This window comes from Chryseobacterium sp. SIMBA_038, assembly GCF_046535115.1.
Lineage (GTDB): Bacteria > Bacteroidota > Bacteroidia > Flavobacteriales > Weeksellaceae > Chryseobacterium.
Genome location: NZ_JAWRXH010000008.1, coordinates 191,886 through 207,261 on the forward strand (window position 1 = coordinate 191,886; position 15,376 = coordinate 207,261).

The following is a 15,376-nucleotide window of genomic DNA, read 5'->3' on the forward strand; positions in this document are numbered from 1 at the left end:
TTAAAAAGCATTTCAATCAACATGAAAAATATTATAAAATCATTATTTATCGTAGGATTATTTGCAGTGACATCTTGCGAAACCAATCTTGATACGATCAATGAAAATCCAAACGATCAGGCAAGTATTGATCCTAAATTCCTTTTAACATACGTTTCAAAATCTGCTTTTCAGGTGAACGGCGACAATATGTACGCTTCAAGAATGATGATCGGGACGGACGGAGAAAACACTTATCAATACATGAAATGGAATGATGCTTCATTCGACGTCTACACTTCCGGGCTTTTGAACACGGCGAAAATGATGCAGGAAGCCGAAAAAATCAACAATAAAAATTATCAGGCGATCGGTAAATTTTACAGAGCTTATTATTTCTTTAATTTAAGTTTAAAATTCGGAAGCATTCCTTATTCTGAAGCATTGAAAGGAGAATCTGGTATTACTCAACCAAAATATGATACTCAGGAAACGGTAATGGCCGGAATTTTATCTGAATTAAAAGAAGCCAACGACCTTATTAATTCCAGCGATAAAATTGAAGGTGACATTATTTACAACGGAGATGCCACCAAATGGAAAAAACTGATCAATTCTTTCCGTTTGAAAATCTTAATTACAATGTCTAAAAAAACGACATTAGGAACGTATAACATTGCAACAGAATTTGCTTCCATCGCAGGAACTCAAACTTTGATGACTTCAATTTCTGACAATGGAGAATTGAAATTCGCAGATGCAGCAGACAGCAGATATACGATGTTCAACAACAGTGGTTACGGTTCGAGTTTGTATATGGCGGATTATTTTATCAACATGTTCAAAGCCAGACAAGATCCGCGTTTGTTTACTTTTGCAGCGCAGACGACAGGAGCGAAAGAAGCAGGAAAAGCAATCACTGATTTCACAGCATATAACGGTGGAAACCCAACTTCAGCTTATTCTGATAATGCGGCTTTGGTTACAGCCAAAAATATTTCTAAAGTAAATGATCGTTTTTATAAAGACGCTACGAATGAACCATCATCGGTTTTGAGTTATTCAGAATTAGAATTTATTTTAGCAGAAGCAACAGCACGAGGATGGATTTCGGGATCAGCAAAAACGCATTATGATAACGCGATCAAAGCGAGTTTTAATTTTTATCAAACCTATGTAAAAAATCCGAATCAATATTTCGTAGGATTTGATGTGAATCAATATTTAACGACTTCTTTAGTTCTTTATAATAATTCGGATCCGTTGCAGACTCAGTTGGAGAAAATTATGACTCAGAAATACATGACAATGTTTCATCAATCCCAATGGACGTCTTATTACGATTATTTGAGAACAGGCTTTCCAAATTATCCTTTGCAGACAGGAGTTTCAGCACCTTTAAGATTCAGATATCCACAGGTTGAATACAACTATAACAGCACAAATTTAAAAGCTGCACTCACATCACAATATGGAGGAAATGACAACATCAACTCTAAACCTTGGTGGTTACAGTAAAAATCTAACTATTTTTTAATATCAAAAAAGAAATCACAGGAAAATCTATTATCTTGTGGTTTCTTTCTTATTACGATTGAATATGAACAGAAGAGAATTTTTAGAAAAATCGAGTCTTTTATTAGCCGGATTGGGAACTTCAAGCGTTTTGCATCCCGCCATTTTAAAAGCTTTAACGATTGAACCCGCTGCTCTGTCTACTTTTTATGATGCAGAACATGTTGTGATTTTAATGCAGGAAAACCGATCTTTTGATCACGCTTTCGGTGCTTTGAAAGGCGTGAGAGGTTTTTTAGATAAAAGAACTTTCATCAAACCTGATGGCCATTCCGCTTTCTTTCAAAAAAATGATGCCGGAAAATATGCTTCACCCGCACGTCTAGATCTTAGAAATACAAAATCTACCTGGATGAGTTCTCTGCCTCACTCTTGGGACAATCAGCAAAAGGCACTAAATAAAGGAAAATACGATCAATGGCTTCAGGCTAAATCGTCGGGCAACAAAGATTATAAAGACATTCCGCTGACGTTGGGATATTATAATCGTGAAGATTTGCCGTTTTATTATCAACTGGCAGATGCGTTTACGATTTTTGATCAATATTTCTGTTCATCATTGACAGGAACTACACCAAATCGACTTTTCCATTGGTCGGGAACGTTGAGAGAACAACAAAATGGTAAATCAAAAGCCAATGTTTTTAATGAAAATATTGATTACGAAAAAGCAAAACAGGCAAGATGGAAAAGCTTTCCAGAAATTTTAGAGGAAAACAATGTTTCATGGAAAATCTATCAGAACGAGATCAGCCTTCCAAAAGGAATGTCGGGCGAACAGGAAGCTTGGTTAAGTAATTTTACAGATAATCCGATTGAATGGTTCTCCAAATTCAATGTAAAATTTTCAAAAGGATATTATAAAAACATTCCGAATATTATTTCTTATTTAAAAAAGGAAATTGAGAAAAATCCAAGTCAAAAAGAAAGATTTGAAGGAATGATTGCCGAACTTAATGAAGATCTCGAAAAATATAAACCTGAAAATTTTGCCAACCTTTCTCAGTACGAAAAAAATCTTCACGAAAAAGCCTTCACCACCAACGCAAATGATCCTGAATATTGGGATTTAGAAATCGGACAGGATGAAAACGGTGAACGATTGGTAGTACCGAAAAGTGACGTATTATTTCAGTTCCGAAAAGATGTTGAAGAGAAAAAATTGCCGTTGGTTTCATGGCTGGTAGCTCCCGAACATTTCTCTGATCATCCCGGTTCACCGTGGTACGGCGCATGGTATATTTCTGAGGTTTTAAATATTTTAACTAAAGATCCTGAAACTTGGAAGAAAACAATTTTCATTATTAATTACGATGAAAATGATGGTTATTTTGATCACGTTTTGCCTTTTGCACCACCGATGAATCCGAGTCAGCCTGTTGACATGAACGGAAAAGAAGGTGCGGAATATGTCAGTAAAAATCAGGAATATATGTTGACTCAAAAGCTGAAAGATCATGAGAGAATTGAAGGAACGGTTGGTTTAGGATACAGAGTTCCAATGATTATTGCATCGCCTTGGACGAAAGGAGGTTTTGTAAATTCTGAAGTTTCGGATCATACTTCTGTATTACAGTTTTTGGAAAAATTCATTCAGAAAAAATATAAAAAAGATGTCACAGTTGATAATATTAGCGATTGGAGAAGAGCGATTTGTGGAGATCTGACTTCCGCTTTTAATTCGTCTAATGTGAAAGCTCCGCAGATGGATTATTTAAATCAAAAAGATTATGCAAAGACCATCAATGCGGCAAAAAATAAACCTGTCCCGAATTTAAAATGGCATTCTGAAAACGAGTTGAGTGATAATTTACTGGACATTCAGGAAAAAGGAACAAAACCGTCCAACGCTCTTCCTTATGATTATCATGTCAATCTAGAAAGAGGAAATATCAAAATGACCAACCTAAAAGAAGCTGCAGTTCCTTTGTTGATCTACGACAGAACTCAGTTTGACCATGATAATTTCCATTTTTCTTATGCTTTATATTCGAAGAAAGAATTATCGCATGATGTGAATGTAGAGAAATATGATCATGAAGTTTTTGGTCCGAATGGCTTTTACAGAAAATTCAAAGGAGAAAATGATCCTAAACTAAAAATTTCGTTGATCAATAATCCTGCTAAAAATGAGGTTGTATTAGTTATTGAAAAGAATAAAAAAGAAAGCATAGGTACCACTATAGATTTAGAAAATCTTTATGAAAAGAAGAAAACTCAAATCTTATTAGGTATGATAGAAAAAATAAGTATTAATTTAGATAAAACCAAAGGCTGGTACGATCTGAAGGTGAACCTGGATAATAACATCTGGCATTTTGCAGGAAGAATTGAAACAGGAAAAACTTCTATTTCAGACCCGCATTGGGCATAATTTAAAACAATATTTAATATCATAAAGTCTTATACAAATTGTGTAAGACTTTTTTGTTGGTTGATTACGATCATAAATTAAATACAAATTATTCAATAATTTTTCAAAAAATTAAACAATAAAAATTAATAACAAAATACTGATAGTGAATAAATAAGCATATAAAAAATATCATAAAAATATTTCATACTTTGTTGAATTTTCTTAACTTCACTTTACCAAACTTTAAATACTATGAAAAAAATTAAATTTTCAATTGCAATGTCTCTAGTCGCATTTGCTGTGTCTGCTAATCTTAATGCACAAGACACGAACACGGACAATCATACAATTACTATTAGCATCCCAGAAGTTGCTTTAGTTGATATTGAACCGGCAGCTACTAAAAATATTACTTTAGGCTTTACAGCTCCTACTGAAGCAGGGCAACCAGTTACTGCAAATGCTTCCAATACGACGCTTTGGCTGAATTATTCTTCCATTAAATCTGTTGCAGATCCTACCCGTAATGTTACCGTAAAACTCAACGCAGTTATTCCGGGAATAGATATTCACGTTACAGCTGCCGCCGCTACTGGTGCAGGTGCAGGAACATTGGGAACGCCATCAGCACAGTTAACATTAAGTGCTGTAGATCAGACAATCGTTTCAGGAATAGGAAGTGCTTATACCGGAAATGGTGCTAACAATGGTCATAATCTTACGTATGCCCTAGCCGCAGGTAGCGGACCTGGTGGAATTGCAGCTTATGCAGATCTACAGGCAACTGCGACAACTGTTGCTACTGTTACTTACACGATTTCAGACAATTAAGTCTGAAAATATCCCATTATAAGTAAGAAGAAATCGATTTATCAGTTTCTTCTTAGCTTTCTTTTGCCTTTTTTTAACCATAAAACTTTACATTTAAAATGATAAAGCGCATTCTCTTTTTTGTTTATCTACTCATTCCGTTTACATTTTTACAGGCTAGTATTGTTGTCTTAAATGGGCTTACCCACAACTATAAAGTGGAAAACGGACAAGTTTATAAAGGAAAAATTGCCCTAGAAAATACAGATAACAAACCGCAAAGTGTAAAAATATTTTTACAGGATTTTACGTATCAGGCAGATGGAACAATCGGCTACACCAATCCACGTACGAATGAAAGAACAAACACAGATTGGATCAAGCTCAACACCAATTTTATCACCTTAAAAGGCAAAGAGAAAACAGAGGTGTATTACGAAATCACCATTCCAAAACAACTTTCCAAGGCAGGCAGTTATTGGAGTGTGATCATGATCGAACCTGTGGAAGATGTAAAGCCAAGCGACAGTAAACAGGGAGTTAATATAACTTCTGTCATTCGATATGCCATTCAGGTAATTACAGATTATGATTCTGAAAAAGTAAAACCCGATCTAAAATTTGAGAGTGTAAAAATTGAAAAAGAAGAAGGCAAACAAATCGTAAAAATTGCAATAGCCAATAAAGGAGATATTTATTCTAAACCTACAGCATCTATCGAAATATACAATCGTAAAACAGGACAAAAAATGGGTGCTTTTTCTAGTCAGGCAATGGGATTATTACCAACAACATCGAAATCATATCATATTGATCTAGATAAAATACCACCTGATCAATACAATGCCGTCATCATTGCAACCGATGAAGACGAAAATGCATTCGCACTGAATGTGGAACTAGAAGTAAAAAATGATTAAAAATTGGACACTTTATTTTATCATTCTATCATTATTCCCAGTACTTTTTTTTTCTCAGCAACAACCTAAAGAATTTGTCAGCAAAAAAGATAGTCTACTGCCGGGAACGGCTACTTCTGTTTCCTTCACCATAGAAAACATGACCTCAGAAAATAAGGTCTATGATTTTCGGGTAGAAACTTCCGGTCAGTATATTGTCCCTATTATCACAAAAAGTGAATATCCGGTTTTGGCAGGACAAAGTTCTGTTTATATTGTTCCTTTGAGAATTGCTGCAGAATGTCCACAAGGAAATTATATCGTAAAACTATATGGAAAAGAGAAAAATAATGGCGATCCTATCATTAAATCTTTACAGGTAATCGTTTCCGGAAACAAAAAACTTTCCGTAACAGCGATCAACTCTCCTGAATTTGTAAAAGCCGGAGAAACTATCAACTCTTCTTTTTTATTAAAAAACAGTGGAAACATCACCGAAAATCTTTTACTTGAAAGTAAAAATGCAGTTGTTGATAACGGATCTCATCTTCTTCTACAACCCGGAGAAATAAAAATTATTACCGTTAGCAAAAGTACAAGTCCCGATTTAGGAAAAAATGAATATTTCAATCTGAATCTTTCAGTTTCTTCTGTTGATAACCCACAAGAAATTCAAACGGTTTATACTAGTACCAAAATTATTTCTATTAAACCTACTGAAGACGATATTTACCATCGCTTACCGATTTCAGCATCTTTATCTTTTATTGGAATGGAAAACAGAGGGATTTATCATGACGGTTTTCAAGGTGAAATTTATGGTAAAGGAAGTCTCGACAAAGAAAATAAAGGACAAATTGAATTTCATGCGGTAACCAAAAATCCTGTAGAGTTTAATTCTTTTACTCAATATGAAGAATATTTTATCAATTATAAAAGAGATAATTTTTTCGTTCATCTGGGTGATAAAACTTACACTTCCTCCTATCTTACGGAATTTGCAAGGTACGGACGAGGTGCAGAATTTAGATATAATTTCAAAAAATTTAGTATAGGAAGTTTTTATAATCATCCGAGATTTTTCCGGGATGTAAAAGATGAATTTAATATCTATTCAACATTTAAACTTAATAAAGAATCTGAAATTACAGCCGGTTATTTATACAAAATACCAAGAACTGAGGATGTAGGATTTAGTCTTAATGGATTGAAACTAGATTCTAATGCTCAACTTCCCTACGCAACAGGAAAATTTAAACTTAATAAAAATATTGACGTTTCTGGTGAATTGGCCTACAGTAAAACCGACCGAACAGAAGGAAGCGCTTACATGATGCAAGTTTTGGGAAGCTTTGAAAAATTCAACGGAAATATAATGTATATGAGGTCTAGTCCGCAATTTGCTGGTTATTTTACAAATACCAGTACCATTAATGGAAATCTTCAATACAAAATTTCAAAAAGGCTCAATCTATTCGCCAATTATGTCCAAGATGCAAGAAATTTTAAAAGAGACACCTTGTTTTTAGCAGCTCCATATAGAAATTATCTTCAGTATGGAATCAATTATAAATATTCAAAAAAAGGTTCTTTGATGATTTATAATGGATATCAGAAATATCAGGATCGTTTGGAGCCCAGACAATTTGATTATTATGAAAGATTCGTCAGAGTGAGTGTTGATCAGCAGATTGGTATTTTCCAGATCAATGCGCAATCTCAATTTGGAAAAACAGAAAATTATTTATCGGATTTTACAGGAAATTCAAGTTTTTATACTCTTAATTTGGCTTTTGAAAAATTTAAAACCTCTTTTAATATATTTGGAAGTTATGCCATAACATCCCGATATCAGATGCAAAATGAAAAACAAATATATTATGGAGCCCGAATTCTAAGCAGATTTTCAAACGATACCTCTTTAAGTATTTTCTATCAAAACAATTACCTTCCTGAAGAATATTATAATGATCGAAACTTGTTTGAAATTGTTTTTCACCAACAGCTTTTAAAAGGTCATGAGTTTGATGTTTCCGGTAGATATGCTTTGCAACGTGGGCAAATAGGAAATAAAGATTTTATATTTTCACTTCGTTATACATTGCGTCTCAATGCTCCCGTACAAAAAATTGCAGAATACACTACTTTATCTGGAAACATCGGTAATCTTGGAACAAAAAAAATTGACGGGATAAGACTTATGATGGGCAGCCATCTCTCTGTAACGGACAAAAACGGAAACTATATTTTTAAAAATGTAACTCCCGGAGATTATCTCCTCGAAATCGATCGGTCAACAACAGAAATTAATGATATTGCTGATATTACATTACCTACTCAAGTGTTATTAACTAATAAAGAGAATGTTTTTAATTTTAATTTAACAACAGCTGCAAATATTCAAGGTCGTATTCAGTTTAATGAATCTTCGGAAAACAATCAATTAAGCTTTGCTCACTTTCAATTTAATAAAGAAAAAAAGAAAAGAGAGAGCATTATTATTGAAGCTTCTAATGGTGAACAAGTTTATAGAAAAGTAGGCTTTTTAGGAGAAAATTTTGATTTTACTTATCTGCGCCCCGGCACTTGGAATGTAAAAATATACAGAAATGGTTTGGATAAGCGCTACAAAATTTCAATGGATACTTTTAGTTTTACATTAAATCCTTCGGAAACCAAAGATCTCATCATTAATGTGGTAAAGCAACAAACGGAAGTAAAATATCAACAAGAGTCTATAAAAGTTGGTTATAATGAAATAAAAAAGAGAAAATGAGATTCTTCACCAACATATTAATAGCATTTTGCTTAACTATACCTAACTTAATATTTTCACAAACCACTGGAAATAGTGCTGTTTCTATAACATTACCTGTCGTTACTTTATTAGATATAGAACCGACAGGAAATTTTACATTAAATTTTACAGCCCCAACAGAAGCAGGATTATCAGTCGTAAATCCGGCAGTTAATACTACGAAATGGATCAATTATACTTCTGCAATTGCTCCAGCGGGTCTTACAAGAAGAGTTACGGCATCTGTTAATCAAGTTATTCCGGGTGTCAATATAAGATTACAGGCGGGAACAGCTTCAGGATCTGGTGGTGGTACTTTAGGAACTTCTTCCGGACAAGTGACCCTTACTACAACACCTGTTACAATCATCACCGGAATTGGCGGAGCATTTACAGGAAACGGAGCTAATAATGGTCATCAACTCACTATAAGTCTTGTTCCCAATACATATACCAACTTATCTGCACGCACCAATACTCCGGTTGTCATCACTTATACTATCACTGAATAAAATTAATCTCATGAAGTCTAACAGTCATTTTTTCGAAAAATCTCCTCTAACAAAATATTTTTATATTGTTATTCTTTTGGTATTCAGTCAGTATCATAAAGCTCAGACTTTAACAGTCACCGGTACAAGCTGGGCAGTTCCTATCACTACAATCACTGAAGCCGGAACCAATTATAGCGGGACTTATCAAAGTGCAGCCAATCAAGTATTGTTAGCGGCGAGTGTTCCTATACTTTTAGGGAGTGCAAAAGTTTCTGTACATTATCAAGCTAATCCTACATGGCATAATTCATTGGTTTTATCTGCGAGAAGAACAGGAAACGGAACAACAGTTTGTGTTCTATGCACGATTACCGGAGGTACAAATTATCAAACTCTTACACTGACCGATGTTGAATTGTTCAGAATTGCTGCAGTTTTAGCACTTGGATCATACAGCAATATTCCTATACAGCTACAGTTGAGTGGCGTGTCTGTTACCATTCCTGCAACGACTTATAATAGCCGAGTAGTTTTTACCATTAGTGCTCTTTAAAAAATACCTCCCTTCAATAACATTGAAAGGAGGATATAATAAAATAAACTAGTAACTTCTAATGTTTTGCCCACCAAAGCGGAGTAAGAACTTCGTCTGTTCCTCCTAACAATTGTACTGCTTTAGTATAACCGTTGGGGTCTGAGTTTCTGAAACTGCTAGGATACGGCAATCTTTGCGGAAAATTTTTCACTGAATTTGTCATAAAATTGGAAGAATTTAAATTCGGCAAATTCGGTAATGGGGTTTCAACTGCAGGGTTTTCAAAGAACGGCAAGCCCAATCTTCTTTGATCACTCCACGTTTCAAGCGGTAACCAAGGTGTGTTAGCTATGAATTTTTGCGTAATAATTTTAGTTAATTTATCATTTCTGATATTTCCACCTTTATAAATTGTATTTGAAGGGTAATTAATTGTAACAGTTCCTGCTACACCTGTTTTACCATCAACATAATTCATAGAATGTGATGCACCCGGCTCTGTTGTATGAGAATAGCTTGCAGATGTACCGTCTCTATTATAATCTGTCGAAGAAATATAGGTAGAATAATATTGACCAACTCCATTATATAATAAACTTTCCTGAACGCCTTTATTATACGCTGCTTCATCTGACATAGGTGTAATCCAACCTCTTAAATTGGCTTCAGCAATTAAAAGATAGCTTTCCCAACTTCCAAAAAATACTCTTTTGTTTGTACTGTTTCTATATTGCTGCCCTATACTTGGCGTATAAATGGCTGATCCTCTTACATCATTTAATGACAGGGCTGTTCCCCAGTTTCCAATAGTATAAGCATTCCATGTATATTTAGTATTAACTGTAACTTTTGATCCGTCAGAGTATCTCATATCTTTCATCATAGCTGCATCAGAAACTGCATATCCTTGTGGAAATATAGGACTTGCTGTATTTCCAGGAATAAAAAAAGTTTTATATGCTCTTGGATCTATTTTATTAGGTAAGCCATCTAAAAAATAACCTGTTGAAGGATCATTCGTTTTTTGAGGATATTGACTTGTAAACTTTTTACCAATGTATCCATCTGGCTTAATATATGACTGTAAATCACTTGATAGCTGATTTTGTGATGGTACTCCTCCTAAACCAAGATATAAATTATTGAGTGTAGCCGAGATTATTTGCTGATTCCAAGGTCTGGACATTACTCCTGTTAAATCATTCCAGCCATCTTTTTCTGCAACGGCAAAATTTTCATCAGCATTAGATATAAATTTATTTGAAGATGCTGCATCTTCAAATTCTGTTTTAGCTTTTGAAGGATCAACTTCGGATAGTCTCATTGCTAATCTCATTCTCAGAGAGTTGCCGTATTTCACCCATTTATTCCAATCCATTTGATAGGCAATATCTTCTTTTTTTACATCATCACCTACAGTAATACCCGTGTTTATTTTTGAGACTGCATCTTTTAATTCTGATAAAATAAAGTAATACACATCTTTCTGATTATTAAACTCAGGATTTACTCCCTGAAAAGCATCTATTGGAATAGATCCAAAATTATCTGATAATTCACTCATTAGATAAGCTCTCCATATTCTGGATATTTGGATAACGTTATCATTATAATTTGCTCCGGTACCATTCAAGCTTTTTTCTCTACCAGTACGAATTGCAAGGTTAGCATCATTAAGCCATTTGGATATATATCCCCAATAGTTGGAAGTATATCCATCATCATAATTTCCTCCTGCAATAGATGTTTGATAATGCTGTCTCCCCGCACTTTTCCAATAGATAACAAAAGTTCTTTCAGCAACTTCCGGGTTCATTTGAGCACCTAGCATAGAAGATGCCAAAAAGTATTCGGGCAAAACCTGTTCAACAGTTGCAGCACTCGGATCTATGTTCATTTCTTCAAATCGATCACAACTGTTGCTTGAAACTAGTACAAATACAGAAAATAATAGAATTTTTATGTTAATTTTTTTCATTTTAATAATTTTTAAAATCCGACAGTTAAATTAAATACAAAGTTTCTTGACGTTGGAAATGAAAGATATTCATATCCGGTTGCATTAGTATTTACAGCAGATGCAGATTCAGGATCAACACCTTTTACTTTACTATAAAGCATCAATAAATTATTTATAGAAAAGGAAATTTTCGCACTCTGAAAAGCCGTATTTGTAAATAATGTTTTAGGAAAATTATAACTTAATTGAACATTTCTTATTCTTACATTGGTTGCATCATAAATATTTTCTTCATTAATTCCTAGATTACTGCTTCTGCTCGAAACTGCTGTCCAATAATCCTGTGGGGTAACAGCAGTTCCATTTACTGTATATCCGCCATTTCCGTTTGGAACAACCCCATCTACTATAAAGGAATTTCTACCTCCATCTACAACAGTCTCTTTAGCAAGACCTGCTCCCTTTAAAGCTAACATTGTTCCTGAAAAAAATTTCCCTCCGAATCTCCCATCAATCTGAAATGAGAATCCAAAATTTTTAATTGTAAATCCGCTGGTTAAACCTAATAAAGCTCTTGGTGTCTGATCTCCTAAAACATATTGCTTTCCATCTGAAGTAGGTAATCCTTGCCCATCAAGAATCTTCTGTCCAAAATATGGGCTTGAAGAATCTTCCACACGAGCATATTTTGTACCTATAATCACTCCATACCGTTGTCCTGTGTAAGCTACAACTCCAATCTTATCAAATCCAATAATGTTATAAATATTAACATCATCTGTTAATTCATAAATTTTGTTTTCATTTTTAGAGAAGTTAACATTAAGATTCCAACGGAAATTCTGCTTACGTATAATGTCTGCATTTAATATCACCTCAATACCTTTATTACCAATATCTCCTGCATTTATTTTTCTTGCTACATAACCCGATAATGGATTCATTGGCAAATTGATTAACTGATTTGTAGCATGAGTATTATAATAATTAACATCTAGATCAATACGATCATAGAAGCGGAGATTGACTCCGGTTTCAAATGTTTTAAGAATTTCAGCAGTAACAGCAGAGTTATATAAAATCGAACTAAAATTACTTGCTGTATTATTTGGGTAGACTGATTGCTCTGTCCTGAAATAATTTAACAGTTCATTAAAACCTAAGCCATTACCTGTTTGTGCATAAGAAGCTCTGATTTTAGCAAAAGTTATAAACCTTCCGAGAAGCTCTTTATCCCATATTTTTTTGAACATATCTGTAACCACTAAAGAAGTATTTGCAGAATAGTAAGAAAAAGAGCGATTCTCTTTACTCAAAGTAGAAGACCAATCATTTCTATATGTTGCACCTAAAAACCAAAAATTATCATAATTTATATCGAAAGTAGCAAATGCAGAATTCACTTGTTTTCGAATTCTAGCTTCAGAAACATCTGGTTGTCTATTTACTATATTGGTAACAGTAAAATAATTCGGAACGGCAAGGCTACCGCCAATTGAACTATCATTGTAATTATAAGTCATTATCTGTCCAAAAACTGAAGCGGCACCACTCCATTTTCCAAATAAATTATCTTTTTTAAGATTTAAGCTAGCAATATAATTGTTTTCTACAGATTTATTAAATGATGTAGAATAACTATTTGCAACATTTCCTCCTGTATAAACTTTTTGCTCAGCCTTTGTATTGTATAAATCAGAACCAACTTTCAGGTCAAAATTAATCCAGTCTGCAAAGCTATATCTTATATTTCCGTTTAAAAAGAATCTATTTCTTACATCCTGATTCAATCTGTTATTAACCGACCAATAAGGGTTATTTCCGTCTTTTATATACCAATATTGCTTTGCTCCCAAAACATCCATTCCTTCTTGAAAATCCGCAAGATTTACCGTTGTAGGCAGTGTGAGTATATTACCATAATAATTATTTGGATTTTCTCCTCCTACAGGCCTGTTCTTTGCAAATGAATTTATGTATTGAACTTTTATATCTGTAAACCATCTATTGTTACGTCCAAATTTCGAGGTAGCTCGGGTAGTGATATTAAGTCTTTCATATTTCGTCTCAGGAATCATTCCATTATCATTTAAATAACCTACGGAAGAAAATAGAGTTGTATTTTCACCGATAGCCTGTTGAAATGTCAATGTATTATTATTAGTAATTCCTGGTTTAAAAAAGGTTTTAAAATTATCATAAGAACGTAACGGTATATTCTTTCCATCCCAGTTTCCAACGATTTGTCCGTTGATCTCTTCTCCCCAGCTAGCCCCTCCATCTATAACATACTTTCCGGCATTGCCCTGAGAAAATTGTTTTTGAACCTGTGGTACCATGAAAAGAGTTTGTACATTTAATGTATTAGAAAACACTATTCCTGCTCCTTTACTTTTCTTACCTGTTTTAGTGGTAATCATAATAACTCCATTACCTGCCCTTGAGCCATATAAAGCAGATGCTGCACCACCTTTCAGAACGGTAATATTTTCAATATCCTCTGGATTAAGATCACTCAATCCATTACCCATATCCATGGTAGGGTTCCAAAAATCATTGTTACTTGCTCCCGTAAAGTTTGACATTGGAGTTCCATCAACTACGATGAGAGGTTGATTATCGCCAGTTAAAGAATTAAAACCTCTTAAAATAATTTTAGAAGATGCGGCTGGCCCAGCACTAGATTTTACTAATTGTAGACCGGTAACTTTTCCTACCAATGCATCTGTAACATTATTCTCTCTTGCATCAACCATCGTTGAGCCTTTAATATCCTGATAAACATATCCTAAGGCTTTCTTCTCTTTCTTAATGCCATATGCAGTAACTACGACTTCATCAATTTTTGATGTTTTAAGAGAATCTTTTTCTTGGGCATAAAGTCCATTGAGACAAAATAATGTAGACTGGAGGATTCCAATCTTAAATATTGTTTTTTTCATATTGATGTGCTTTGATACAAACATAATAATATTTTAATATTTTTTAACACATTAAAACAAATCATATCAAATTTTCAATGCAACAAAAACAAAAATCAACAATTACATTAATGAAAATGAATTTTTAAAAACAAAAAAAGAAAATTTTTAAAAAGAATAGGAATGGTAATGAATAATAAAAAAATAGGTTTACAGAAGGTTAAACGTTTTATCGAAAAATATTAGGTAAAAAAATATAAAGACTATCGCCCAAAACTGAATACGGGTAGTGGATTCTAAGCTAATTTTTTAAAAAGAACTATACTTTCATGTTTCACAATATTTATAATTAAAATATGTAAATCAACTATTTAGTATAAGTCCATTAGCTTTCTCAGGAATATTATAACTTAAAACAAACACATTAAATTTGATACTTCTGATTTAACTAATAGGAGCGGGTTTTAACCCGCTTTGGTTATTAGATTTATGCAATTGGCTTCAGCCAAAACTTAAATATTATTTCTAATCTAGCTAATATAAAAATGATGTAAAAGGAATAATTTAGATCCTTCCAGGATGACAAACTTTGTGGATATTTTGGAATGTTGAAAGATGGATGTAAGGAGTTTAATATAATGGTGAATATTTTTTGAGACTGCTTCACATTAATCATAATTAAAATGCTGTGATCATTTTATTAATTACTAATATTCTATTTTTATTTAAAATAAAAAATGATCTTACAATTTATTTCCCACAGATCACACGGATTTTCACAGATGTTTATGATTATTTTTATAGGGAATATTATCAAATAGTAAATCTAATGATATTTTGAGATTGCTTCGTCACTACGTTTCTCGCAATGACACACTTAACTCCTAGCTTCTAGCTTCTAGCTTCTAGCTTCTAGCTTCTAGCTTCTAGCTTCTAGCTTCTAGCTTCTAGCAAAAATAAAACTTTGGGTATGTATCAAAAAAAAGTCTCATACAAATGAATGTATGAGACTTTTAAATAAAAACTGGCGGCGACCTACTCTCCCGCTTT

At 33.5% G+C, this 15,376-nt stretch carries 9 protein-coding genes; 7 read left to right on the forward strand and 2 right to left on the reverse strand.

Annotation, left to right across the window (positions count from 1 at the left end):
* Positions 1 to 21 precede the first annotated feature (21 nt).
* The 7 genes from SB689_RS19505 (at position 22) to SB689_RS19535 (ending at position 9,463) form a co-directional block, all read left to right on the forward strand.
* The gene (locus SB689_RS19505) at positions 22 to 1,497 is read left to right on the forward strand and encodes a SusD/RagB family nutrient-binding outer membrane lipoprotein (protein WP_410693750.1); all 1,476 of its coding nucleotides are present in this window, start codon (positions 22 to 24) and stop codon (positions 1,495 to 1,497) included.
* Positions 1,498 to 1,579: 82 nt separating this feature from the next.
* Positions 1,580 to 3,928 (forward strand): phosphocholine-specific phospholipase C, encoded by a 2,349-nt coding sequence (locus SB689_RS19510; RefSeq protein ID WP_410693751.1) that lies wholly within the window; start codon positions 1,580 to 1,582, stop codon positions 3,926 to 3,928.
* Between the two features lie 234 nt (positions 3,929 to 4,162).
* The gene (locus SB689_RS19515; protein WP_410693752.1) at positions 4,163 to 4,741 is read left to right on the forward strand and encodes a hypothetical protein; all 579 of its coding nucleotides are present in this window, start codon (positions 4,163 to 4,165) and stop codon (positions 4,739 to 4,741) included.
* A 98-nt stretch (positions 4,742 to 4,839) separates the two neighbouring features.
* Complete coding sequence (locus tag SB689_RS19520; RefSeq protein ID WP_410693753.1) at positions 4,840 to 5,640, forward strand: WxL protein host-binding domain-containing protein; 801 nt, start codon at positions 4,840 to 4,842, stop codon at positions 5,638 to 5,640.
* The gene (locus SB689_RS19525; RefSeq protein ID WP_410693754.1) at positions 5,633 to 8,395 is read left to right on the forward strand and encodes a hypothetical protein; all 2,763 of its coding nucleotides are present in this window, start codon (positions 5,633 to 5,635) and stop codon (positions 8,393 to 8,395) included. Before SB689_RS19520 ends, SB689_RS19525 begins: the two co-directional genes overlap by 8 nt.
* Entirely contained in the window at positions 8,392 to 8,928 is a 537-nt protein-coding gene (locus SB689_RS19530; RefSeq protein WP_410693755.1) for a hypothetical protein, read from the forward strand. The genes SB689_RS19525 and SB689_RS19530 overlap by 4 nt, the downstream gene beginning before the upstream one ends.
* 10 nt (positions 8,929 to 8,938) lie before the next feature.
* Complete coding sequence (locus SB689_RS19535; protein WP_410693756.1) at positions 8,939 to 9,463, forward strand: hypothetical protein; 525 nt, start codon at positions 8,939 to 8,941, stop codon at positions 9,461 to 9,463.
* A 58-nt stretch (positions 9,464 to 9,521) separates the two neighbouring features.
* On the opposite strand, the gene SB689_RS19540 is transcribed toward SB689_RS19535, so the two are convergent.
* Positions 9,522 to 11,423: a SusD/RagB family nutrient-binding outer membrane lipoprotein gene (locus SB689_RS19540; protein ID WP_410693757.1), complete on the reverse strand. Its 1,902-nt coding sequence runs from the start codon at positions 11,421 to 11,423 to the stop codon at positions 9,522 to 9,524.
* Between the two features lie 11 nt (positions 11,424 to 11,434).
* Positions 11,435 to 14,347, reverse strand: coding sequence for a SusC/RagA family TonB-linked outer membrane protein (locus SB689_RS19545; RefSeq protein ID WP_410693758.1), 2,913 nt, complete (start codon positions 14,345 to 14,347; stop codon positions 11,435 to 11,437).
* Positions 14,348 to 15,376: the final 1,029 nt, after the last annotated feature.